Annotated in this window: 22 protein-coding genes; 4 read left to right on the top strand and 18 right to left on the bottom strand. The window is 41.1% G+C overall.

All coding sequences use genetic code 11. The annotated features are described in order from the left end of the window. Positions 1–113: 113 nt before the first annotated feature. From rplW to FAY33_RS05980, 5 genes are all read right to left on the bottom strand, one after another. A complete protein-coding gene (gene rplW, locus FAY33_RS05960) occupies positions 114–413 on the bottom strand; it encodes a 50S ribosomal protein L23 (protein WP_143319846.1) in 300 nt (99 codons plus the stop codon). Then, positions 413–1,033 carry a 50S ribosomal protein L4 gene (rplD, locus tag FAY33_RS05965; protein WP_143319847.1) on the bottom strand — a complete coding sequence of 207 codons (621 nt, stop codon included), beginning with the start codon at positions 1,031–1,033 and terminating at the stop codon, positions 413–415. Before rplD ends, rplW begins: the two co-directional genes overlap by 1 nt. A 29-nt stretch (positions 1,034–1,062) precedes the next feature. After that, positions 1,063–1,698, bottom strand: coding sequence for a 50S ribosomal protein L3 (rplC, locus tag FAY33_RS05970; RefSeq protein WP_143319848.1), 636 nt, complete (start codon positions 1,696–1,698; stop codon positions 1,063–1,065). Positions 1,699–1,877: 179 nt separating this feature from the next. Continuing rightward, the gene (rpsJ, locus tag FAY33_RS05975; protein WP_143319849.1) at positions 1,878–2,195 is read right to left on the bottom strand and encodes a 30S ribosomal protein S10; all 318 of its coding nucleotides are present in this window, start codon (positions 2,193–2,195) and stop codon (positions 1,878–1,880) included. Positions 2,196–2,521: 326 nt separating this feature from the next. Beyond that, positions 2,522–3,883: a cell wall-binding protein gene (locus tag FAY33_RS05980; protein WP_143319850.1), complete on the bottom strand. Its 1,362-nt coding sequence runs from the start codon at positions 3,881–3,883 to the stop codon at positions 2,522–2,524. 236 nt (positions 3,884–4,119) lie between these two features. On the opposite strand from FAY33_RS05980, the gene FAY33_RS05985 reads away from it, so the two are divergent. Beyond that, positions 4,120–4,989: a class I SAM-dependent methyltransferase gene (locus FAY33_RS05985; protein ID WP_143319851.1), complete on the top strand. Its 870-nt coding sequence runs from the start codon at positions 4,120–4,122 to the stop codon at positions 4,987–4,989. On the opposite strand, the gene FAY33_RS05990 is transcribed toward FAY33_RS05985, so the two are convergent. The 3 genes from FAY33_RS05990 to FAY33_RS06000 are packed head-to-tail and all read right to left on the bottom strand — an operon-like array spanning position 4,972 to position 7,630. After that, entirely contained in the window at positions 4,972–6,009 is a 1,038-nt protein-coding gene (locus tag FAY33_RS05990) for an acyltransferase (RefSeq protein ID WP_143319852.1), read from the bottom strand. The two genes, FAY33_RS05985 and FAY33_RS05990, sit on opposite strands and share 18 nt — an antisense overlap. A gap of 37 nt (positions 6,010–6,046) precedes the next feature. Further along, positions 6,047–6,901 carry a MurR/RpiR family transcriptional regulator gene (locus FAY33_RS05995; RefSeq protein WP_143319853.1) on the bottom strand — a complete coding sequence of 285 codons (855 nt, stop codon included), beginning with the start codon at positions 6,899–6,901 and terminating at the stop codon, positions 6,047–6,049. Between the two features lie 27 nt (positions 6,902–6,928). Continuing rightward, on the bottom strand, positions 6,929–7,630 hold the full coding sequence (locus FAY33_RS06000) for an N-acetylmannosamine-6-phosphate 2-epimerase (protein WP_143319854.1): 702 nt from the start codon (positions 7,628–7,630) through the stop codon (positions 6,929–6,931). A gap of 182 nt (positions 7,631–7,812) precedes the next feature. Between FAY33_RS06000 and FAY33_RS06005 the strand changes: the two genes are divergently transcribed. Then, on the top strand, positions 7,813–9,096 hold the full coding sequence (locus tag FAY33_RS06005) for a S8 family peptidase (protein WP_143319855.1): 1,284 nt from the start codon (positions 7,813–7,815) through the stop codon (positions 9,094–9,096). A 49-nt stretch (positions 9,097–9,145) separates the two neighbouring features. Here FAY33_RS06005 and FAY33_RS06010 read toward each other — a convergent pair whose 3' ends face one another. The 4 genes from FAY33_RS06010 to FAY33_RS06025 form a co-directional block, all read right to left on the bottom strand. Continuing rightward, a complete protein-coding gene (locus tag FAY33_RS06010; protein ID WP_143319856.1) occupies positions 9,146–10,819 on the bottom strand; it encodes a DUF5722 domain-containing protein in 1,674 nt (557 codons plus the stop codon). Between the two features lie 129 nt (positions 10,820–10,948). Then, entirely contained in the window at positions 10,949–11,989 is a 1,041-nt protein-coding gene (locus FAY33_RS06015) for an ABC transporter substrate-binding protein (RefSeq protein ID WP_143319857.1), read from the bottom strand. Positions 11,990–12,019: 30 nt separating this feature from the next. Next, on the bottom strand, positions 12,020–12,781 hold the full coding sequence (locus FAY33_RS06020) for an ABC transporter ATP-binding protein (RefSeq protein WP_143319858.1): 762 nt from the start codon (positions 12,779–12,781) through the stop codon (positions 12,020–12,022). An 11-nt stretch (positions 12,782–12,792) separates the two neighbouring features. Next, positions 12,793–13,884, bottom strand: a complete 1,092-nt coding sequence (locus FAY33_RS06025) for an iron ABC transporter permease (protein WP_143319859.1) — start codon at positions 13,882–13,884, stop codon at positions 12,793–12,795. 212 nt (positions 13,885–14,096) lie between these two features. Between FAY33_RS06025 and FAY33_RS06030 the strand changes: the two genes are divergently transcribed. Then, positions 14,097–14,930 carry an AraC family transcriptional regulator gene (locus FAY33_RS06030; RefSeq protein ID WP_143319860.1) on the top strand — a complete coding sequence of 278 codons (834 nt, stop codon included), beginning with the start codon at positions 14,097–14,099 and terminating at the stop codon, positions 14,928–14,930. Then, positions 14,927–15,694: an alpha/beta hydrolase-fold protein gene (locus tag FAY33_RS06035; protein ID WP_143319861.1), complete on the top strand. Its 768-nt coding sequence runs from the start codon at positions 14,927–14,929 to the stop codon at positions 15,692–15,694. Before FAY33_RS06030 ends, FAY33_RS06035 begins: the two co-directional genes overlap by 4 nt. Before the next feature lie 134 nt (positions 15,695–15,828). Here the strand turns inward: FAY33_RS06035 and FAY33_RS06040 are convergent, their stop codons facing one another. From FAY33_RS06040 to rpsL, 6 genes are all read right to left on the bottom strand, one after another. Next, positions 15,829–16,281, bottom strand: a complete 453-nt coding sequence (locus tag FAY33_RS06040; protein WP_143319862.1) for a pyridoxamine 5'-phosphate oxidase family protein — start codon at positions 16,279–16,281, stop codon at positions 15,829–15,831. A 1,151-nt stretch (positions 16,282–17,432) separates the two neighbouring features. Beyond that, on the bottom strand, positions 17,433–17,522 hold the full coding sequence (locus FAY33_RS20130; protein WP_143319863.1) for a putative holin-like toxin: 90 nt from the start codon (positions 17,520–17,522) through the stop codon (positions 17,433–17,435). A gap of 364 nt (positions 17,523–17,886) precedes the next feature. Beyond that, positions 17,887–19,080, bottom strand: a complete 1,194-nt coding sequence (tuf, locus tag FAY33_RS06050) for an elongation factor Tu (protein WP_143319865.1) — start codon at positions 19,078–19,080, stop codon at positions 17,887–17,889. 154 nt (positions 19,081–19,234) lie between these two features. Next, positions 19,235–21,355 carry an elongation factor G gene (gene fusA, locus FAY33_RS06055; protein WP_143319866.1) on the bottom strand — a complete coding sequence of 707 codons (2,121 nt, stop codon included), beginning with the start codon at positions 21,353–21,355 and terminating at the stop codon, positions 19,235–19,237. 15 nt (positions 21,356–21,370) lie between these two features. After that, a complete protein-coding gene (rpsG, locus tag FAY33_RS06060; protein ID WP_143319868.1) occupies positions 21,371–21,841 on the bottom strand; it encodes a 30S ribosomal protein S7 in 471 nt (156 codons plus the stop codon). Positions 21,842–22,018: 177 nt separating this feature from the next. Further along, a complete protein-coding gene (rpsL, locus tag FAY33_RS06065) occupies positions 22,019–22,438 on the bottom strand; it encodes a 30S ribosomal protein S12 (RefSeq protein ID WP_143319869.1) in 420 nt (139 codons plus the stop codon). Positions 22,439–22,575: the final 137 nt, after the last annotated feature.

A 22,575-nucleotide genomic window follows, 5' to 3' on the forward strand; every position in this document is an offset into this window, starting at 1 on the left:
GAACTGTTTCTATCGTCCCATCATTTTATGGTCCCGATGATACCCTTGCACAATCTGGAGTATCTGTCTCATCCCTTTAAATGGATCAAACTCCGGAACCAGATGTTCTGATCTTACAGTCCTTCGAAGATTTCGATATCTTTGCTGTCAGCAGTTAACTGAACAATCGCTTTCTTCGTCTTAGAAGTCTTACCGAAAGTTGTACCTCTTCTTTTGGTCTTTCCTTCTAAATTCATGGTGTTCACAGTAGCAACCTTAGCACCTGGGAACATCTTTTCAACAGCTTCTTTAATCATAGTCTTGTTAGCATCTGTGTGTACAATGAATGTATACTTCTTGGAAGCCATTGCATTCATGCTCTTCTCAGTTACTACAGGCCTCTGGATTACGTCGTAATATTTAATATCTGCCATTATGCGTACACCTCCTCGATTGCTGCAACAGCAGTCTTGGTAGCAACAACTGTGTTGTACTTTAAGATATCGTATACATTGATTGTATTAACAAATGCAGTCTTAACAGCAGCAATGTTTCTTGCGCTCAGTACTGCGTTTGTGCTGTCGTCTCCAACAACAACCAAAGCCTTGGATACCTTTAAGTTATTTAATACAGTCTGGAATTTCTTTGTCTTAATCTCGTCAAACTTTAAATCATCAACAACGATGAACTTATTCTCGTTCACTCTGCTGGTTAAAGCGGATTTAAGAGCAAGTCTTCTTTCCTTCTTGTTCAGTCTGATTGTATAATCTCTTGGTGTTGGTGCGAATACTACTCCGCCGCCTGTCCACTGTGGAGATCTTGTTGAACCCTGTCTGGCATGACCGGTTCCTTTCTGTTTCCATGGTTTTCTTCCGCCGCCGGATACTTCAGAACGTGTTTTTGCTTTCTGTGTGCCCTGGCGTTTATTTGCAAGCTGGCTTACGACTGCCATGTGTACAAGATGCTCATTAACTTCCACACCGAACACTGCATCGTTTAACTCTAATGTACCAACTTCTTTACCTTCGATATTGTAAACAGATACGTTTGCCATCTGTATGATCCTCCTTTCTTATAAAAGCATTAGTTCGCTGCTTTTACTGTTTCCTTAACTGTTATTAAAGACTTCTTAGGTCCTGGTACAGCACCCTTAACTAAAATCAGGTTGCTTTCTGCATCAACTCGAACGATCTCAAGATTCTGGATAGTCACTTTCTTGTTACCCATCTGTCCTGGCATCTTCTTGCCCTTAAATACCTTGCTTGGGTCAGAAGCAGAACCGTTGGAACCTGCATGACGGTGGAATTTGGAACCGTGAGCCATAGGTCCTCTGGACTGACCATGTCTTTTAATAGCACCCTGGAAACCTTTACCTTTGGAGATTGCGGTTACGTCGATCTTATCGCCTGCTGCGAAGATCTCAGCTTTGATTTCATCTTTTACAGAATACTCTGCAGCATTCTCAAATTTGAATTCTCTTACATATCTTTTATAAGATACACCAGCCTTATCAAAATGCCCTTTTACCGGCTTGCTGACAAGTTTCCCTCTCTTATCAACGAAACCTACCTGTACTGCACTGTAACCATCGTTTTCAACGGTCTTGATCTGTGTTACGGAACAAGGACCAGCCTGAAGAACGGTTACTGGAGTTAATACTCCATTCTCATTGAAGATCTGTGTCATTCCGACTTTAGTCGCTAAAATAGCCTTCTTCATGTTTTTACCTCCTGTTTGTTTATTCTACAGCGGATTGCCTGAGCAATCATCCTAGAACAGCCCAATATATGTGGAACACTATGACTCTGCCAGGCAGAGATGTTGATTCCTTACAGGAAAAAGTGTTACTTCTATATTAAAACCCTTCAGGATATTACCTAAAATGTTTTTGATGAAGATTATTTGTTCTTCATCTTGATATCAATGTATACACCTGCTGGCATTTCCAATCTGGATAATGCATCAACTGTCTTTTGACTTGGTGTAATGATATCAATGAGTCTCTTGTGAGTTCTCTGCTCGAACTGCTCTCTGGAATCTTTGTATTTGTGAACCGCTCTTAAAATTGTTACCACTTCCTTCTTGGTTGGTAACGGTACCGGTCCGCTCACTTTAGATCCTGTCTTTTTTACAGTGTCGATGATCTTGACTGCTGACTGATCGATTAACTGATGATCATACGCTTTTAATGTGATTCTCATTACTTGACTTGCCATAAAAAAAGTCGCCTCCTTTTCGCACTTAGTAGAAGTACGACAAGCGGTGACTGTACACGCTCCCGTGTGTGTCCAAACAGACCTCACACAGAATTTCCATTCCATAGAACAGAATCTTAAATTGTACAGTGACTTGTCGCCAGTTTCCTAACTTGACATTCGCTCCACGGAAAACCTGCTTTTATAAGCAGCAACCTCACGTTTCACAGCTATCATGCCACAGCCTTAACATAATAGCACACTTTTTTTTACAATGCAAGCATTTTTTTGAAAAAAAAGGCGTAAAATCTGATTTTCTCAGGTTTTACGCCTTTTGGACTTTTTTCTTATTTCCAGGTTGGTTCTGTAGGAGTCCTGCCTTCATTTCCAGAAGGTTTTTCTTCATCTACCTTTAATAAATTACCATTGCTTCCGGTTTTATATTTTACGCCCTCCGCACTTTTGACGCTTGTATTCTTAGCTACTCTTCCAGAGGCATTAACCACATAAGTGGTTGTAGTACTTCCGGTGGGAATCGCAATCGGTTCATATCTGTTTCCACTCTCAGCCTGCTGGAGTTTCCCCATATAATAGAGGTAACCATCTTTTACGCCTGTATATCCCCGTCCGCTGTCGCTGAAATAATAAGTAGCGTCACTTCCATCCCCTTCTACTACTTTAATTCTGCCTTTCTGCATGGTACTTGTCTTCTTATCTCCGAAATAAAATGCGGTATAATCAGAGGTACCGCCAATGGAAACCTTCTGCAGACCATACACTGGATTACCAAGATCATTAAACAGATAGGTCTTACCATTGATCTTAATCAAATTCTGGGTGGTTGCTTTTCCTTCTTTGGGACCAGTCTTTGGAACTCCGGCAGTAGAAAAATAAAACCATTCCACACTCTCCTCATATCCGGCTATATCCTCTGGTGGTTCCACCGAATACCAGCCCACTCTCATCTTTCCGCCGGCATCATAGTACTTGTAATTCTGAATCTCATGTTCCGCATTATCCACGCCCACGTTCTTCCAGCCGGTTTGAAGCGCACCTTCTGAATTAAAACAATAGGCAACTCCGTTGATCTTATAGGTTCCATAGTCTCCAGAAAAGTTCTTTGGCACAAACTTCTTGCCGTTATCGCCAAAATAATACCAGGCCTTTCCATCATCATTGTCTCCAGGACTTATTCTGTTGGAATCATAGTTGCTGTCCGGCCCATAGATCTTCTGCCAGCCTGTTCTCATGGCACCGTCTGACCCGCTGCCGCAGTAATACATATCATCCAGAACCCAGCCTGTCTGCATCTCTCCGTTGGAATCGAAATAATACCATTTATCGTTAATCTTGGACCAGTTATCCATAATGGCTTTTCCGCTGCTTCCAAAATAATACCATCTATATTCAGTAGAGTTATTATCCTGGAACTTCATCCACTTGTCCGTTACTAAAATTCCATTGGCATCCACATAATAAATGTTCTCCACCCAGGTATTCACTGCCATCTCACCACTGCTGTTTAAGTAACGCCATAAGTTGTCCGCACCTTTTTTCCAGACATTCGTCATCTTATTCCCGCTTGAATCATTATACATCCAGGTATTTCCAGATTGAGTCCAGCCCTCTGCCGCCCAGGCATTCACTGACACAGTACCTGCAGCCAGCACAGCAGCTACTGCCAGAACAATGAGACCTTTTCTTTTCATATCGTCACTCCTTACAGGGATTTCCTTTTATTATTATTTATTCTAACAATTAATGGAGGATAATTCAACTGTTTTAATCTTTCAATTCTATTACAAAATTATTTCTCTTCACTTCCTTTTCAAAAATGCTCCTGCAATGATAGACATTTTAGCATACTTGACGCTCTTGACTGTTTCCAGTATAATCATAGAATCATAAAAACAAATGATTGATAAAAGAAAGGGCGGCGCCAATTATGTGGATTGCAGATGGCTGGAAAGATTATGAAGTGATAGATTGTTCAGAGGGAGAAAAACTGGAACGCTGGGGAGACTATCTTCTTGTGCGCCCTGATCCGCAGGTAATCTGGTCCACCCCAAAGACAGAAAAAGGCTGGAAAAAGATGAACGGACATTATCACAGAAGTGCCAAAGGCGGCGGCGACTGGGAATTCTTTCATCTTCCTGAACAATGGACCATTGGTTATAAAGAACTGACATTTCAATTAAAACCATTTAGTTTTAAACATACAGGCCTGTTCCCGGAGCAGGCAGCCAACTGGGACTGGTTCAGCGATAAGATTAAAAAAGCCGGACGACCTGTGAAAGTGCTTAACCTGTTTGCCTATACGGGAGGCGCTACTTTAGCCGCAGCAAAGGCTGGTGCCGCCGTCACCCATGTAGATGCTTCCAAAGGTATGGTTGGCTGGGCAAAAGAAAATGCCCGTTCTTCTGGTCTTGAAGATGCGCCTATCCGCTGGATCGTTGACGACTGTGTGAAATTTGTGGAAAGAGAAATACGAAGAGGCAGCCGTTACGATGCGGTTATCATGGATCCCCCTTCTTATGGAAGAGGTCCAAAAGGCGAGATCTGGAAGATTGAAGATGCCATTTACCCTCTTGTTAAACTCTGCACTCAGATTCTCTCTGAACAACCGGTTTTCTTCCTTATTAACTCTTATACCACCGGGCTTGCTCCTTCTGTACTGTCTTACATGATTTCAACAGAGGTCAGAGACAAGTTCGGCGGCGAAGTAAAAGCAGAAGAAGTTGGACTGCCCGTTACAAAGACAGGGCTGATCCTGCCCTGCGGTGCATCTGGACGCTGGTCATCGACCTCCGTTTAACAGATACCAGATTCTTGGAAGGAACCGTCTTAACAGACGGCTGATCTGATAACTGATACACACACAGACCGCCGGCATGGCTAGAAAAATAATAAGTGGAATCAAGGGAACAGACGGGAGCAGAAATGCTCCTGTTTTGTTTATAAGCCGCACTATGGCAAAATGAAGGGCATATAAAAAGAAGTTCTGACTCATATAGCCTTCTGCTGGAAAAAGATATTTTTCTGGGACTGCCAGCCACAAAGAAAGTGGAACAAACAATCGGAATATAACTGCTGAAGCCGCCATCTCCCCCTTTGCTTCTCCTGGAAAATCAAATTTATAAAGAAATAGTGCTGCTATCACAAGAAATATTCCAAGAAAAAATTTCTTCCTGCTCCAGACACTTTCTGCTGCCTCTTTTGCATGTATTGCTGCAAATCCGCCAAACGAATAATAGAACATGGCATCCAGATTTACAAAGGGCAGGTTCCAGCCCATATAGATGGCTGCAAATAAACCAGAAAGAAATAAGATTCCCGTAATCTTACGCCTGATAAAGAAATAAATAAGAGGAGCAAAAAGAACAAGAAGAATAAGCTGATACAGATACCAGAACACGTAATTATAAGTATAATGAAGAACCGCACCTGCTGCCTGATTAATTGTAAATGGAATTCTGCCTTTTCCAATGATCTGAGAGAGAACCGGAATTCTGCTTCCTGCCGCATACCCGATATAATAAAGAAAATTCCATACAATATAGGGAACAAGAATGCTCCTGATTCTCGAATTCCATTTCTGCCAGATTCTTTCTATGGTAAAAGTGCGGAAAAACAGATAGGAAGAAATCAGAAAGAAACCCGGAACAGCCATCTGAGCTACCGTATTTCCTAAAAAACGCTCCATATAATCCGCCTGGTAAGCTGCTTTTGTACCTCCAAGAAAAAGCACCGCATTGTAGGAGTGAACCCATATAACCAGCATACTGAATAGAAAGGTAAACCAGGTTATTTTATTTCGAAATTTCTGTTCTTCCATGGGATCTCTCCTTTCCTGTTTTCTTATAATCATATTCTCAATACATTTTATCAAGCACAGAAGCAGAAACTTTCTCATTGTTCCTGTTACACTGTTCAAAATACCTTCTATAATATTCCGTATACATCAAATCAATTAAAAAGAGCTGACTGATCTCTGATGATGTTGATCCGCCCTGCAAAGGGCCTTCATTGGCACCGCATAAAAGAGTTATATCTGAAAAAGAAGTAAGAGGCGATTTTAAAAATCTCGTTATGCAGATCGTAACTGCGCCTGCTTTCCTCGCAAGTTCGGCTGCATGTATGGTATCCTTTGTTGCTCCGGAATAGGAAAAAAGCACAGCCACTTCCCCTTTTTCCATCATAGAGGCTGCCATTGCCTGCATATGTGCATCCTGAATACAAAATACCTTTGGTTCAATTCTCATAAACTTATTTGCAGCCTTTAAAGCGGATATCATACTGGCACCAACGCCGAAAAAACAAATCCGTTTTGCATCATGAAGACAATCAATGGTCTTTGAAAACTGTTCTTCATCCAAAAGGAAATACGTTTCCTCTAAAGCACTCATATTGGTATTAAGAACCTTTCTGGAGACCTCTGCAAAAGAATCTTTCAAGCTGATATCTCCTTCCAGCCTCCCCTGCCCCGTTGTCTCATCATGAAGACTTAAAGAAAGCATCATCTTAAACTCCTGATACCCCTTTAAATTCAGCGTTTTACAGAAACGGAACACGCTGGTATCTCCTACTTCACACGCTTCTGCCAGACCAGTTATGGACATAAAAAGAACCTCTCTGGAATTTTGAAGAATGTAATCTGCTACTTTCTTTTCCGCTTTTGTAAACTGGTTGTACTCCAGACGGATTCTGGTTAAAAAATCACCCTTCATGATGATACGCTCCCTTTTTCTTTTATCTTATTGATTTCCTGTACGGCAACCAGATCCTTCTATAAAATATCTGGTGATTTCTTTTGGTCTTGTGATCGCACTTCCCACCACAGCAGCAAATACGCCTGACTGGAATGATCTCTTTAACTGCTCTGGGGTCCAGATTCCTCCTTCTGCAATAACCGGTATTTTGCAATCCTTCACAAGCCTGGTCATTAATTCAAAATCTGGTAAGCTTTTTCCTTTCGTTGCACTGGTGTATCCACTTAAAGTTGTTCCGATAAAATCTAATCCCATTTCAGCGGCATACATTCCTTCTTCATAATCAGAACAATCCCCCATAAAAAGCTGATTGGGATACTTTGCACGGATTTCTTTCCAAAAATCTGCCAGTGTCCTGCCACCAGGGCGGCTTCGTCTGGTACAATCCACTGCAATAATATCTGCTTTGCAGGCAGAAAGTGCATCCACTTCTTTCGTAGTTGGTGTTATATAAACTTCACTATCAGAATATTCCTGTTTGATCAGCCCAATAACCGGAAGGTCTACAATCTTTTTAATTTCCAAGATGTCTTCAACTGAATTTGCACGGATTCCTGCTGCTCCTCCTTCTTGCGCTGCTAAAGCCATAGGTGCCATAAGACCGGCACCAAAAAGAGGTTCTCCCTGTAATGCCTGGCAGGAAACAATTAGACCGCCCTGTAACGCTTTTTGGATTTTTTCACACATATTTCTTTCCTCTTTTCTTATTTCCAGACAATCATAACATAGAATAAAAATATATTTCAATTATTAATTGAATGACCGAAAAAGAAATTTATTTTTTTACATAATTTAAAGAGCTAGCACGTAGGGTTTATGATATAATGGTAATAGTTTCAATATTGCTTCATAGTGAGGAGAAAGAAACAATGAAAAAAATAATGAAAGGTGCATGTCTGTCTCTTGCTATACTGCTTGGCAGTCTGTCTTTTAGCCAGACCATAGAAGCACCTTCCCTGCTCCATTCATTTTCCGCAGAAACCGGACAAGCGCTTCATTCTCTTGCCGTTGGACCAGGACTTGTAAACCTGTCACCGGCAGATGAATTTTCCACCTACCAGTGGGGGTTAAAGAATGATGGAGAGTTTCGTCTTGTTGAATTGCAGTCAAAGTTTCAGTCTGTTGATAATGTTTACGATGGAATCAAATCCAGCATGGGAATCGACCTCCCAAAACCAGGTCCGGGGGATTATGAATCTAAAGTAACAAAAGCTGTGCCGGGAATTGATATTAACATACAACCTGCATGGACACTTTATGACAAAGCAGAGAATAAGCGATCCGTTATCGTAGCCATCATTGATACTGGCATTGATATCAACCACCAGGAATTAAAGGATTCCATCTGGACAAACCCAGGTGAAATTGACGGAGACGGTGTTGATAACGATGGAAATGGTTTTGTAGACGACATCCATGGATGGAATTTTTATTCCGGCAACAACCAGATCTTTTCCGGGAAGGATGACAGCCACGGAACCCATGCAGCAGGTACCATCGGCGCTGCAAGAGGTGCTTATGGAATCGCAGGCATTACAGATAATCAACATGTTAAAATCATGCCGTTAAAAGCACTTGGAGGAAAAGATGGAACCGGAACCCCCGATGCTGTTATCCAGGCAATTCACTACGCCCAAGCCAACGGCGCCTCGATCTGCAACTTAAGTATGGGTACCACCAGTTACAGTCCACAACTGGCAGAGACCATAAAAAATTCTCCGATGCTGTTTGTTGTCTCAGCCGGCAACGGCGGTATATCCGGACTTGGCTATGACACAGATATCAATCCAGTATACCCTGCTTCTCTGCCTTATGATAACGTAATATCTGTAGCTAATATTCTTTTTGACGGCAGTTTGAGCAAAGATTCTAACTTTGGAGTAAAAAGTGTGGATATCGCTGCTCCAGGCTCCTACATTCTGAGTACGATTCCTAACAACGGATACGGCTTTATGAGCGGAACCTCCATGGCGGCTCCTATGGTAACCGGAGTAGCAGCTATGCTTTATTCGTACCGTACTGATATTTCCTTATTGGAGACCAAACAGATCTTACTTGACTCCAGCAGAAGACTGGACACCTTAAACGGAAAAGTATTAAGCGGCGGCATCTTAGACGCTTATGGTGCATTGACCTGGTCTACAGGCAATTAAAAAAGATATAGCGGCAGATAATTCATTACCTGCCGCTATATCTTTTTTATTATTTCTCCAAAGCCTTCCAACGGAAGTTTGGCACAACATCAGACCATTTCTCAATACCAATAATAGGTTTTGCGAATTCACTTGATTCCAATGTGTATTTCTTTTTATCAATATCTCTGAATACCTGCCAGATCTTCCTGCGCTTTGTGGCAACGATGTCATCTCCCCGGTCCATCGAACATTCCCAAAGACCAAAGGATAACCCGCTTCTCACCTCAGAAGGTGCATCCACCTGACGGCTTAAGATGTAGGCGTCAATATAAGGATTGCTGTCAACCATGTAGTAAGAATAAGCATAAGCTGCTGCCTGTATCTGAGGAACATTGCCCCTTGACTGGCTTGTAGCGGTAAATCCCTGCTCGGTCAAAATGATGTGGCGTACATGACCATTCGGTGACTTTAAAGCTTCCTGTGCCATATAATCGGTCAGCGTGTTCAGATTCTTAAAATTAATGACTGGAGAATTAAAATCATTGGTAATAAGACCTGTCTTATCATTATCCCAGAATTCAGGCTCTGTCATTGGAACTGGATAAGGATGGTAAGATAAGCCCCAATCCATCTGTCCCTGCTCATTGGCAATGGAGTTAAAGCTGTCTACAACGGCTTTTCCTCCGTATTTCACCTTATTGTCAATCTCGTTATTCCAGTTATAATCAAGAGAAAAATATACTCTGTCATTGGCACTCACACTCTTAATTGCTGTATAGAAAACGCGGAACGCACTCTGATAAGCCTTTACATAGCTGGTAAGATCTCTTGCACCTATATAATTCCATTGCTGGTTATTAATCTCATTGCCTACAATCCAATTGGAGATCTTTCCAGAATCAGGATTGGCACCGCTGTAGCGGTCTGCCAGAAATGAAGCAATGGCTCTGGTCTGGTCAAGTCCCTCAGGGGTTGCTGTATTAAACATATAGTAAAATGCTTTGGAATTCTTCTTGGTTCCCGGATATAAAAGATCAGGAGTGGCATCGTTCCAGCCGTTTAAAATAATGGCTGTAACAGTCATACCTTTCCCAGATAACGCGCTGATGGTCTCATCATAGCCTTTAATTACATTCTTATCAAAATGATATGTTTTTCCATCATACTCATAATCAATTCCCTCACCAAGAATCTGATGGAATGAAATATTGGTAGCTACATGCTTTACTCCTAAATCAAAGGCATCGCTAAGCATATTAAGCTGGATGTTCAATCCTTTTTTTGTAAGGGGATCGCTGAATGGAGTGGTATTGGAAGCTACCATCTCAGGGTTTGTGATGTAATGGGGTTTGCTGATCTCTATGTACTTGGTGCCATCCCATACGGCTACCACAAACTTGCTGTAGAGTCTGTCCTGAGCGGTGTTCCTGTTTAAAGAAAATGTAAATGAAACTGTGCTGCCAGGTGCTGCTTTTGCTGCATAATCCGTTCTTCCGTCCAGATTGTTCTGATAAGGCTGCTGCTCCACCAGATAAAGGATACCATCAGTTCCTTCCATGTTAACATTTCCCGACACCTGTACGGTCACATTCTCCTTGTCAGAATTGATCAGGCAGGACTGAATGGCTGTCTGCTCATGATCAGAACTCACATCTGCAAGCGAAACAAAAGCAGTGGCACAGCACAAAAATGCAGCCGACAGAAGCCCGGTTACAGCCCTTCCTATCTTTATCTTCTTCATGTTAATTCCTCCATATTGTCATAATCAGGTCCTATACAATAATAACCAATTTCCCTAATTTTTACAATAACGTTTTTATTACTAATTTGTAATAAAACCTTAAGGCTTCTGTCTTCAAACTGCTTGTATTTATCTGCTGATCTCAGGATAGAAAAAGTCTGCCATCTCCTCCATACAATCAAAAGTCCGGTAACCGCCTCCCATGAGATCATTGTAGGAAACTGACATGACCTTTTCGTCTTCTATGGCTTTTACACTCTGAAACATTTCATTGGAAAGCATATCTTCTACTGCATTCTGGTCATTTTCTTCGTTATGGGTTCCCTTTACATAAACAATCACATCCGGATTCATGGAAATTAAGTTTTCTGCGGAAAGACCACTGCCTCCTTTATCAAGTACATTGACTGCATGAAGACGTTTCAGGAGATCTTTCTGAAGAGAGGCATTGTTGCCGTATCCGCCAAATGTACCGTCCTGGTAATTGACCATAAGAAGAACTTTTAAAGGCTCCCCGTCTAAGGATTTTAAAGAATTTTCTGTGGCTGTCAGACGGTCTTTTAACTCTTCTGCCATTTTATCAGCCTGATCTTTCTTATCAAAAATCTTTCCTACTTGTTCAATATCGCCAAGAATAGAATCCATGGTAATCTCCTGATCCATCCGGGTCGACTCCTGGGTATATACAGCGATTCCCATATCATTTAAATCACTGACAGAACCAAGGGTCTCAGGAGTAAATGATTTTACCCTTCCAACTACAATATCAGGTTCCATCCCTACGATCTTTTCTTTAGAAATATCCCTCTTATCTGCCATAACAGGAATGGCATCATAAGCGGCTGCTAAATCATCAGTGGTAGGGTTATCTTTTAAAACGGTGGCAATGATCTGATCTCCCAGTCCCAGCTTTAATAACAATTCTGTACTGGACTGATTGTTGGTAATAATCTTATCTGGCACCTGATTGACCGTCTGCTCATGACCGGTTCCATCCAGGTCATATGCAGTATAAGTAAGAGGAAAATCCGAAGCCTGTGTCTGCTCTTGTGTCTGACTTGTTTCTGTCTCCTGATTTGTCTTAGCTGGTTTTGCAGTACATCCAACGGTAAAAAAAACTACTGCACATAGGGCTGCTGCTGCCTGATATCCTTTTAATTTCTTTTTCATTATAATCTCCTTTTTCTATAATCATAGTAATTAAATCCGGTAATGAATGGAAAGCTGTCCTGTATCCGGATCTGTTAAAACAGAAGCTTTTACATCATAAATATCCTGTATCATCTCTGAGGTAATCACTTCTCCCGGACTGCCATTTCCCATGACTGTCCCATCTTTCAGCATATAAATCTCATCGCAGAACATGGAAGCAAGGGAAAGATCATGGAGAGCTGCAAGAACACCAATATCCAGATGTTTTACAATATTTAAAACCTGGAGCTGATATTTTATGTCAAGATGATTGGTTGGTTCATCAAGAATGAGTATCTTGGGGTCCTGGGCTAGTGCTCTTGCCAGTATAATCCGCTGCTTCTCTCCTCCGGATAAAGTCGAATACCTGCGTTTGGAATAATGGTTCATCCCCACTTTATCAAGAGCTTCTGAAACAATCTGATAGTCAGCCTCACTTTCTCCCTCCAGCCGCTTTTTATGCGGAGTCCGCCCCATCATAACAATATCCTGAACCGTAAATTCAAATCCAACCTGATTAAACTGGGATACAACTGCCATATCCCTGGCCCGTTCCTTCTCCGGAACCTTGGACAGATTTTTTCCATTCAGATAAACAACTCCGCTGCTGGGCTTCAAAACCCTGTAAATCGCTTTTAAGAGTGTAGATTTGCCACTTCCATTAGGTCCCAACAGCCCTACAAACCTGTTTGCCTTTATATGTAAAGATACACCTTTGACGATTTCCAGGCTGCCAATATTGACCTTTAAATCGTCTACTTTTAACTCCATTGTGTTCCTCCTTATCCTTCCCGAAAGTTATAGCTTTTGCGTATTAAAATATACACAAAGAACGGCGCTCCAATCAGTGCTGTAACAATTCCAATGGGAAGTTCGGAATTCTTTACTGCAATTCTTGCAAAGGTATCCGCCCAAATCATAAAGATTGCTCCGCCAACCGCACACAGTGGAGTCATTCTCCGGTGATCAGCCCCTGCTACTGCTCTTGTAATATGAGGAATAATAAGACCAACAAATCCAATAATACCGCAATAAGCCACTAAAACACCAGTTAAAAGAGAGGATAACACCATATAAACTCTCCGGTAACGGGCAACAGGTATTCCTAACGTTACGGCCGCTTCATCTCCTAAAAGAAGGGCATTTAAAGTTCTGTACTGTGATAGGAAAATAAGAACGCACAAAAACGTTAAAATTACAGGAAAAGGAATATTCTTCCACTTTGCTCCTGCAAGAGAACCCATAGTCCAAAACTTTACGCTCTGCATTCCCTGGGCGTCCACAGCCATAAAAATAATAAAGTTGCTTAAGGCATTACACAAAGCATTAACCACAGTTCCGGAAAGAACCAGCTTAGAACTTGTCATCTTGCTTCCCGCCGAAGCCAGCATCAACACACAAAATGCAGCTCCTAACGCTCCGGCGAATCCCCAGAAGGAGCTTCCATTGATGGATATCCAGCTTAAAGAACCAATTCCCAGCATAATTGAAAATGTTGCTCCAAGAGAAGCACCAGAAGAAATTCCCAGAATATAAGGCTCTGCAAGAGGATTCTGAACTGCCGCCTGCATTGCCATTCCGCAAAGGGACAAACCTGCTCCTACCGCTGCTCCAAGAAGCACTCTGGGAAAACGAATTTCCCAAATAATATTTACTTCTGAAATCCGTCCGGTTAATGACTCATCTAACCGGATTCCAAACAGCTTTTCAAGAAGAATTCCATAAGTATGAGAGGGAGCAATCTTCATGGACCCAAAGGACATGGATATCACAATGGAGACAAGAAGAAGACAGACCATACCTGCCAGCAGCAATCCAAAGACCCTTCTGCTTTTCTGATTCTCTATATATGCCTCTGACATATGATGATTCAAAGAAAGAATCCTCCTTTCTATCTATTAGTTTAAACTAACCGAAACTCATTATACGAATTTCCACAGGGAATGGGAATAGATAATTCTTTAAATACATGGACAATTATTAAATATTAAATGATAAAAAATATCACAATTACCATCTTCATTGACGAAAAAAAACTCTTCCTCTATAATGAATAAGACAGAAATGATAGGAAAGGAGGTTTATAATGCCTGGATTTCGCACTCAATTAGCCGAAGAATATGCCAGATTCCCATTGACGATTCTCAAAGCAGTCTCTTTTAATAAATTACCAGAACAGGCACCTGCCTCATATGAGACGACACGGGCAGCCTTTATCTTTCCTGTTAGTGGGAAGGCCCGTATTTCCTTTGACTCCGAAAGCTTTGATGCTTTACCTGGAAAAGTAATTCATGGCTGTCCTGGAAAACAGCTCACGTTTTTTGTCGAAGGCAGTGAGCCCTTCTGCCACATCAATTTATATTATGATCCCTTTGAATACACAAACAAAGGAAGCACTGATTTTATACATTCTGCGTACGAATTGAGTATTACTGATAAAAAAGGAGTTCATGACTGCCTGGAGGAGTTTTTAAAACTCTCTCACTGCCATGACATCCGTTCCCGTTTCCGCATGAACTTCATGACACAACAACTGTTTGATATCTTATTTTGTTCTGAAATCAGCAAACAGGAAGCAGAAGAATTAAACATCATTAATGAAATTGCACTGTTTATCCGAAACCATTACACCCAGTCTTTGACGCTGGCAGATATCGCCGCCAATTTTGAAAAAAAGCCAGAACAGCTTTCCTATCTTTTTTATAAAGTTATGGGGATCCGTCCCATTGACTATCTGATTGAATACCGCCTGGAAACTGCGGCTGCATTGCTAAGTGAGAATGGATACAGCGTCAGACAAGCCGCCGTATCCGTTGGTTATAAAGACGAATTCTATTTTAGCCGGTTATTCAAAAAACACATGGGATTTGCTCCAAGCAGAATCAAAAGCGGTAATAAAAAAGAAAGGATTGGATCATGAATTCAAAAAATACAGAAAAAGAACCTTCTATTATGGAAACACAATGGGAAGATCATAAGCTATACCTATATCTGCCCCGCTCATGGGATAAGAATAGAGAACAAAAATATCCAGTCGTCCTGGTTCAAGACGGAGATCAGGCTTATAAAGCCCTCTCCCCTGTGATAAGTGAGTTAGAAACCCTCTGGCAAAAAGGAATTGGAAGAGAATTTATAATGGTGATGATATGCCCTGTGGACAGGCTGTCCGAATACACCCCGTGGCGTGCACCTGCTATGTCCTCCCGTTTTCCAGATTTTAGTGGCGAGGGAAGCCAGTATCTTGAATCTCTCAGGAATCGTCTTCTTCCCTGGCTTTGCGAAACTTATCAGGCAGATATACACAACAGCTCTATGCTGGGCTACTCTCTGGGAGGTCTTATCGGAATCTATGCTCTGACAATCCAAAACTGCTGGCGTCATGTTGCTGGAATATGCAGCTCCTTCTGGTATAGTAATTGGTCTGAATATTTAGAAAATAGTTCTCTAAGCAAAGAGACACGCTCAATTTATCTGCATTATGGGGAAGGCGAAGGGAAAGGAAAATCAGGACCTATGAAAAAGGCGAAAGAATACGCAGAGCAGACAGCTCAGTTTCTGGAAAGCAAATTTCCTGGAAAAGTGACCGTTACTAAGGATCATGGAGGCCACCATACCTTTGCAGATCAACGATTCAAAAATGGATTGTTATGGCTGAACAAAGAGATCGGGGATGATCCTTCTTAATAGTCTTGCAAGAAGGAGTAAATGGTTAATAAAGCATTACAGCTTCTTCATCATTAATTTGCCTTAGTGAAGAAGCTGTACTATTACATCTTCCAGTAGCACTGGAAGAAAAACATATCTCAGCCATCTTATATTTACGTTTCGTATCGTTCTATGCTATAGCTTTCCTTCTTAATATCAAATATTTCTAAATAGGGAATTCCTTTTATATAGATCCATCTTTCTACATATGTAGGTGTTACCATAAATAATCGCTCATTATCTAATGAAGAATACATCTTATATGAGCTATTAAAGTATTCTTTATAAACATTACAAAAAGGTTCACTTTTAGTTGGATGCCCTATTTCTTTACAAATTCCTTCAATCTGAATATTATCTATGCAAAGTGCAACCAAAGGATTGTTTTTTATTTGCTGATATTTCCTAAAGGTCTTATCCGTTTGAAAATAAAAACTTTCTTCTATTCGAACAACACTCATCATTCTAGATGTTACTTTGTTATTGTCAACGGTTGAAAGAACCATTTTTCTTGCATTACCAAATTCATCAAAAAATTTAAATAAATTAATATGAAACTCACTCATATTTTCTCCTTTGAGTATTGAATTATATATATCGGAATTTATTAATGGATTTCTATTTTGACATTCTCTATTAAATTTAACATGATTGGGATAAGCCTCTTCTACATGTGTGGTTACAAGATCGTATCAATGGTTCATTATTCATTGTAAACCATTAAAAGCGGTATTTCTCATGACTTTCATGATGATTTCATTGAGACTTTATTCTATTTGCAATGTCCGAACTATGTTCAGTACTATTTTAGTACCATATAAGCAGAACCGGAATATCGAATACCTATGGACTACAACTAATGAATGGGATTTTCCCTTCTTTTACAAAGGTTATAAATTAAACTTGACAGTACGGTCCACCAATGATATATTAAAATTACAAAAGAGTAACCACCACACAAGGTGGAAGCTCCCAGTATAAAGACTAATGTCCTAATGGACACCGCCTATCCTGTTTGCCGCAGGGTAGGCTATTTTTTTAACTTATCTATGTAAGTCAGCAATGCCAGGATAAAGGTTGAAAATAAAAGCACGTCTGCAAATGAAAACATATCCAGCACCACCTCCCATCTCATTATGACGTAAAGACATAAAATCTGGAAGGTTTCACCCTGTATTCGATTACTCCTGGAAATATATTACCATATATTTCCGGTGTTCACAATGTTTATTTGAACTTTCAGATTTACAGCCCCTGTATCCAAATAAATAAGATAACTCAATTTCAAACTTTGATTATTTAAAATAGATTCATTATAATATTACGACAAAAAAACCGAACCCCTCATAGCAAAGGGCTCGACTTTAAATTTAATTATTATTCAACGATAGTAGCAACCTTTTAAGAGGGTTTGTAAGCCTTTGAAGGTGATGTTTTCCATGGTTTTTATGATGATTTTACCGAAAGTTTGTTACATTTGCGATGGCTGAACAATTTTGTAGTGCCATTTTAGTACCAAAAAGGCGAGCTCGGAATACCGAATACCCGCCTATATTTTAATAGAGATTATATAAACTAAACCATTGACATTACAATGCACTAATGGTATATTTGAATTACAAAGAGATAGCCGCCCACAAAGTGGTTGACCTCGGAATAATGGTTTGAAAGATCGCCCCTGTCCTCGTCAAAGTACAAGGGGCGGTTTTTTATGTACTTACTTCTTTATCAGCGAATAGATAAAGGCAAGTAATGCAATGATGAACATTCCGAACTGCATTAAGTCCTTGAAGTCAAACATCGGCATCACCCACCTTCTGGGGAGGCTCACCACCTTGTACACGGTTATCTCATGTCGTTATAATAGCATATCTCACATCAATGTGTAATTACCTTTTCCTGGTAGTGGGAGCAATGGCGGTCCTGCTTCCTTTTTCCAACTTCCTTTCGACTTCATCCCTTTTCTCGTTGTCCTTTTTGAATTACTTTACTTTCGGTAACGGACCTGCGCCAGGACCGGTATAAAACAAATTAGAATTCACGATTTCCGACATAGCCACGCCAGTTATACTAATTGAGCTTGGCTTTTCTCCCCTTCTCATTTTTAGTACCACAAGACAAAAAGAAAAAGCCGACCCCCTCATAACAAAGGGCTCGGCTTTAAATTTTAATTATTCAACGATAGTAGCAACTCTTCCTGAACCTACTGTACGTCCACCTTCACGAATAGCGAAACGAAGACCCTGCTCCATAGCTACTGGGTGAATCAGCTCAACAGACATTTCTACGTTATCGCCAGGCATACACATCTCTGTGCCAGCTGGTAATTCGCAAACACCAGTTACGTCAGTTGTTCTGAAGTAGAACTGAGGTCTGTAGTTGTTGAAGAAAGGAGTATGACGTCCACCTTCATCTTTTGTTAAAACGTAAACCTGAGCTGTGAACTTACGATGGCAAGTTACAGAACCTGGTTTAACGATACACTGTCCTCTTTCGATTTCAGTTCTCTGAACGCCACGAAGTAATGCACCGATGTTATCACCAGCCTGAGCTTCGTCAAGTAACTTACGGAACATCTCAATACCAGTTACAACAACTTTACGTGTTTCTTCATGAATACCAACGATTTCAACTTCATCAGATACATGTAATGTACCACGCTCTACTCTACCAGTAGCAACAGTACCACGACCTGTGATTGAGAAAACGTCCTCGATTGGCATTAAGAATGGCTTATCTGTTTCACGAACTGGATCTGGAACCCACTCGTCTACTGCAGACATTAATTCAAGGATCTTATCTCCCCAAGAACTTGTAGGATCTTCAAGAGCCTTTAAAGCAGAACCCTGGATAATTGGTGTATCATCGCCTGGGAATTCATACTCGTTTAACAGCTCACGGATTTCCATGTCTACTAATTCAAGTAACTCAGCATCGTCAACCATATCACATTTGTTCATGAATACAACGATGTAAGGAACGCCTACCTGACGGGAAAGAAGGATATGCTCTCTTGTCTGAGCCATAACACCATCGGTAGCAGCTACAACTAAGATAGCGCCGTCCATCTGAGCAGCACCAGTGATCATGTTCTTAACGTAGTCAGCATGTCCTGGGCAGTCAACGTGTGCATAATGTCTCTTCTCTGTCTCATACTCAACGTGAGAAGTAGAAATTGTGATACCACGCTCTCTTTCTTCTGGAGCCTTATCAATGTTCTCGAAAGCTACTGATTCACCAGTACCTAATCTCTCATGAAGTGTCTTTGTGATAGCAGCTGTTAAAGTTGTTTTACCGTGGTCAACGTGACCGATGGTACCGATATTACAATGGGTTTTGTTTCTTTCAAACTTAGCTTTAGCCATTTTATAACGTCCTCCTTAATTATGCTCTTTCTGAGCTTTGTTTTTATATGTTAGGCTGTTTTTTATTATATGCTATTTATGCACTATTTTCAAGCCTATTTGACGGGTTTCGGGCGGTTGCTGATGCCCGAAACCCAGTAGAACCAGTTAGGAATTATTTATCCTTTTTATCTGCAAGAACTTTTTCCTGAACACTCTTCGGAACCTGTTCATACTTTTCAAAGAACATGGAGAAGTTTCCACGTCCCTGAGTTCTGGAACGTAAATCTGTGGAATAACCAAACATTTCTGAAAGCGGTACATATGCTTTCACCATCTTGCCTCCACCGATGTCTTCCATGCCTTCAATACGACCACGACGGGAGTTGATATCACCGATAACATCACCCATGTAATCTTCTGGCATAGTTACTTCTACTTTCATGATCGGCTCAAGAAGAATAGATCCACCTTTGTTCATCGCATCCTTAAACGCCATAGAACCGGCAATATGGAATGCCATTTCACTGGAATCGACTTCATGGTAAGAACCATCATATACAGTAGCCTTAACACCAACTACAGGGAAACCACCAAGAATACCAGCCTTTGTTGCTTCCTCAATACCTTCCCCTACTGCTGGAATGTACTCCTTAGGAATCGCACCGCCGACAACGCTGGATTCGAACTTAAACAGTTCTTCACCATTGGCATCCATTGGCTCAAAGCGAACCTTACAATGTCCGTACTGTCCACGTCCACCAGACTGCTTTGCATACTTGCTGTCTACTTCTACAGTCTTTGTAAACGTTTCCTTATAAGCAACCTGAGGAGCACCAACGTTAGCTTCTACATTGAATTCACGAAGAAGACGATCTACGATGATCTCCAGATGAAGCTCACCCATACCGGAAATAATAACCTGACCAGTTTCCTGATTGGTCTTTGCACGGAATGTAGGATCTTCTTCTGCAAGTTTTGCTAAAGCCTCGCCCATCTTGCCCTGACCTGCTTTGGTCTTTGGCTCAATCGCGATATCAATAACTGGCTCTGGGAATTCCATGGACTCCAGAATAACCGGATTCTGTTCATCACAGATAGTATCACCTGTTGTGGTGAATTTAAAACCAACTGCAGATGCAATATCACCGGAATAGACTCTATCAAGCTCAGATCTCTTATTGGCATGCATCTGAAGAATACGGCCAACACGTTCCTTTTTGCCCTTTGTAGCATTCAGCACGTAGGAACCGGAGTTCATAACACCGGAATAAACACGGAAGAATGCCAGTTTACCAACGAATGGGTCTGTCATAATCTTGAAAGCAAGAGCTGAAAATGGTTCTTCATCAGAAGAATGTCTCTCTACTTCATTGCCGTCTAAATCAACACCCTTAATAGAAGGGATATCAATTGGGGATGGCATATACTCAAGAATTGCATCGAGGAGCTTCTGTACACCCTTATTTCTATATGCGCTTCCGCAGCATACAGGAATAGCAGTACACTCACAGGTTGCTCTTCTTAATACTTTCTTTAAATCTTCTGTGGATGGCTCTTCCCCTTCCAGGTATGCCATCATTAAGTCATCATCTAACTCACAGATCTTCTCTATTAACTCTGCACGGTAAAGCTCTGCATCATCTTTCATATCCTCTGGGATATCAATGATATCAACGCTGTCACCCTTGTCATCGTTATAGATATATGCTTTCATCTCGAATAAGTCGATGATTCCCTTGAATTCATCTTCTGCTCCGATAGGAAGCTGAATGCAGATTGTGTTCTTACCAAGACGATTCTTGATCTGATCAACTGCACCATAGAAGTTTGCACCCATGATATCCATCTTGTTGATGAATGCCATACGAGGTACATTATAAGTGTCTGCCTGACGCCATACATTCTCAGACTGTGGTTCAACACCGCCCTTTGCGCAAAATACGCCGACAGCGCCGTCAAGTACACGCAGGGAACGTTCTACTTCTACTGTAAAGTCAACGTGTCCTGGAGTATCAATAATATTGATTCTGTGCTCAGGTGCACCTGGCTTTACTTTGTTATTTTCATGCATGGTCCAGTGGCATGTAGTTGCAGCAGAGGTGATTGTAATACCTCTTTCCTGCTCCTGCTCCATCCAGTCCATAGTAGCGGTACCTTCATGGGTATCACCAATTTTGTAATTTACTCCAGTATAATAGAGGATTCGCTCAGTTAATGTAGTCTTACCTGCATCAATGTGGGCCATGATACCAATATTTCTGGTAGTTTCCAATGGATATTCTCTTCCAGCCAAAGCTTTTTCCTCCTATTAGAATCTGTAATGAGCAAATGCCTTGTTTGCGTCAGCCATCTTGTGCATATCTTCTTTCTTCTTAACGGCTGCACCAGTATTATTAGCGGCATCTAAAAGCTCATTTGCCAGTCTTTCCTCCTGAGTCTTCTCGCCTCTCTTACGAGAGTACAGTGTAAGCCATCTCAGGGCTAATGCCTGTCTTCTGTCTGGTCTAACCTCGATCGGTACCTGATAGGTAGCACCACCGATACGTTTTGCCTTTACTTCAAGTACAGGCATAATGTTGTTCATTGCTTCTTCGAATACTTCAACAGCTGGTTTGCCTGTCTTTTCTTCTACACGGGTAAATGCACCGTATACGATTTTTTGAGCAACTCCTCTTTTACCATCATACATAAGGTTATTAATTAACTTTGTAACAACCTTATTATTGTATAATGGATCTGCTAATACGTCTCTTTTTTGAGTATGTCCTTTACGTGGCACGTTACTTCCCTCCTTAATATGGCTGGCATTCCAAAATGGATTGTCCAGCTATTCATTAGATCCTAGGTACTCACAAACATTCAAGTTGCGTTCGCGCTCGGTTTCTATATATAATCCTGCAACCTACAGGTTCAATATCAAAAGTCCGGCACTAGAAAATTAAATGTGTGGTTCTAATTATTTTTTGTCTTTCGGTTTTTTAGCACCGTACTTGGAACGAGCCTGTTTTCTGTTAGCTACGCCTGCAGTATCCAAAGTACCTCTAACGATATGATATCTGGTACCTGGTAAATCCTTTACTCTTCCGCCACGGATTAAAACAACGCTATGCTCCTGTAAGTTATGTCCCTCACCTGGGATGTAGCTTGTTACTTCAATTCCGTTAGAAAGACGAACTCTGGCGATCTTTCTAAGAGCAGAGTTAGGTTTTTTAGGTGTAGCAGTCTTAACTGCAGTACAAACGCCTCTCTTCTGTGGAGCGGAAATATCAGTAGCCTTCTTCTGTAAAGAGTTATACCCCTTCTGAAGAGCTGGTGCCTGAGACTTCTTAGCACTTGTCTGTCTACCCTTTCTTACTAACTGGTTAAATGTTGGCATTCCATTCACCTCCTGTGATATTGTCTGTGGTTGCTGTCATCTTCAGCTTAATTTATGCACAAAAACATGACGCGTTTATGCACGCCTAATTATTATATACATATTGTTTTTTTTTGTCAAGGATTTCTTTTTTTACA

It is taken from the genome of Clostridium sp. HBUAS56010, assembly GCF_007115105.1.
In the GTDB taxonomy this organism is placed as follows: Bacteria; Bacillota; Clostridia; order Lachnospirales; family Lachnospiraceae; genus Lacrimispora.

Bases quoted from the DNA above. Each gene is read 5' to 3' on its own strand.
- rpsJ (WP_143319849.1), bottom strand. From the start codon at position 2,195: ATGGCAAGTCAAGTAATGAGAATCACATTAAAAGCGTATGATCATCAG.
- FAY33_RS05980 (WP_143319850.1), bottom strand. From the start codon at position 3,883: ATGAAAAGAAAAGGTCTCATTGTTCTGGCAGTAGCTGCTGTGCTGGCT.
- FAY33_RS05985 (WP_143319851.1), top strand. From the start codon at position 4,120: ATGTGGATTGCAGATGGCTGGAAAGATTATGAAGTGATAGATTGTTCA.
- rplC (WP_143319848.1), bottom strand. From the start codon at position 1,698: ATGAAGAAGGCTATTTTAGCGACTAAAGTCGGAATGACACAGATCTTC.
- FAY33_RS06015 (WP_143319857.1), bottom strand. From the start codon at position 11,989: ATGAAAAAGAAATTAAAAGGATATCAGGCAGCAGCAGCCCTATGTGCA.
- FAY33_RS06030 (WP_143319860.1), top strand. From the start codon at position 14,097: ATGCCTGGATTTCGCACTCAATTAGCCGAAGAATATGCCAGATTCCCA.
- rplD (WP_143319847.1), bottom strand. From the start codon at position 1,033: ATGGCAAACGTATCTGTTTACAATATCGAAGGTAAAGAAGTTGGTACA.
- FAY33_RS05995 (WP_143319853.1), bottom strand. From the start codon at position 6,901: ATGAAGGGTGATTTTTTAACCAGAATCCGTCTGGAGTACAACCAGTTT.
- FAY33_RS06040 (WP_143319862.1), bottom strand. From the start codon at position 16,281: ATGAGTGAGTTTCATATTAATTTATTTAAATTTTTTGATGAATTTGGT.
- rpsL (WP_143319869.1), bottom strand. From the start codon at position 22,438: ATGCCAACATTTAACCAGTTAGTAAGAAAGGGTAGACAGACAAGTGCT.
- FAY33_RS06005 (WP_143319855.1), top strand. From the start codon at position 7,813: ATGAAAAAAATAATGAAAGGTGCATGTCTGTCTCTTGCTATACTGCTT.
- FAY33_RS06020 (WP_143319858.1), bottom strand. From the start codon at position 12,781: ATGGAGTTAAAAGTAGACGATTTAAAGGTCAATATTGGCAGCCTGGAA.
- FAY33_RS05990 (WP_143319852.1), bottom strand. From the start codon at position 6,009: ATGGAAGAACAGAAATTTCGAAATAAAATAACCTGGTTTACCTTTCTA.
- rplW (WP_143319846.1), bottom strand. From the start codon at position 413: ATGGCAGATATTAAATATTACGACGTAATCCAGAGGCCTGTAGTAACT.
- FAY33_RS06010 (WP_143319856.1), bottom strand. From the start codon at position 10,819: ATGAAGAAGATAAAGATAGGAAGGGCTGTAACCGGGCTTCTGTCGGCT.
- FAY33_RS06035 (WP_143319861.1), top strand. From the start codon at position 14,927: ATGAATTCAAAAAATACAGAAAAAGAACCTTCTATTATGGAAACACAA.
- tuf (WP_143319865.1), bottom strand. From the start codon at position 19,080: ATGGCTAAAGCTAAGTTTGAAAGAAACAAAACCCATTGTAATATCGGT.
- FAY33_RS20130 (WP_143319863.1), bottom strand. From the start codon at position 17,522: ATGCCGATGTTTGACTTCAAGGACTTAATGCAGTTCGGAATGTTCATC.
- FAY33_RS06000 (WP_143319854.1), bottom strand. From the start codon at position 7,630: ATGTGTGAAAAAATCCAAAAAGCGTTACAGGGCGGTCTAATTGTTTCC.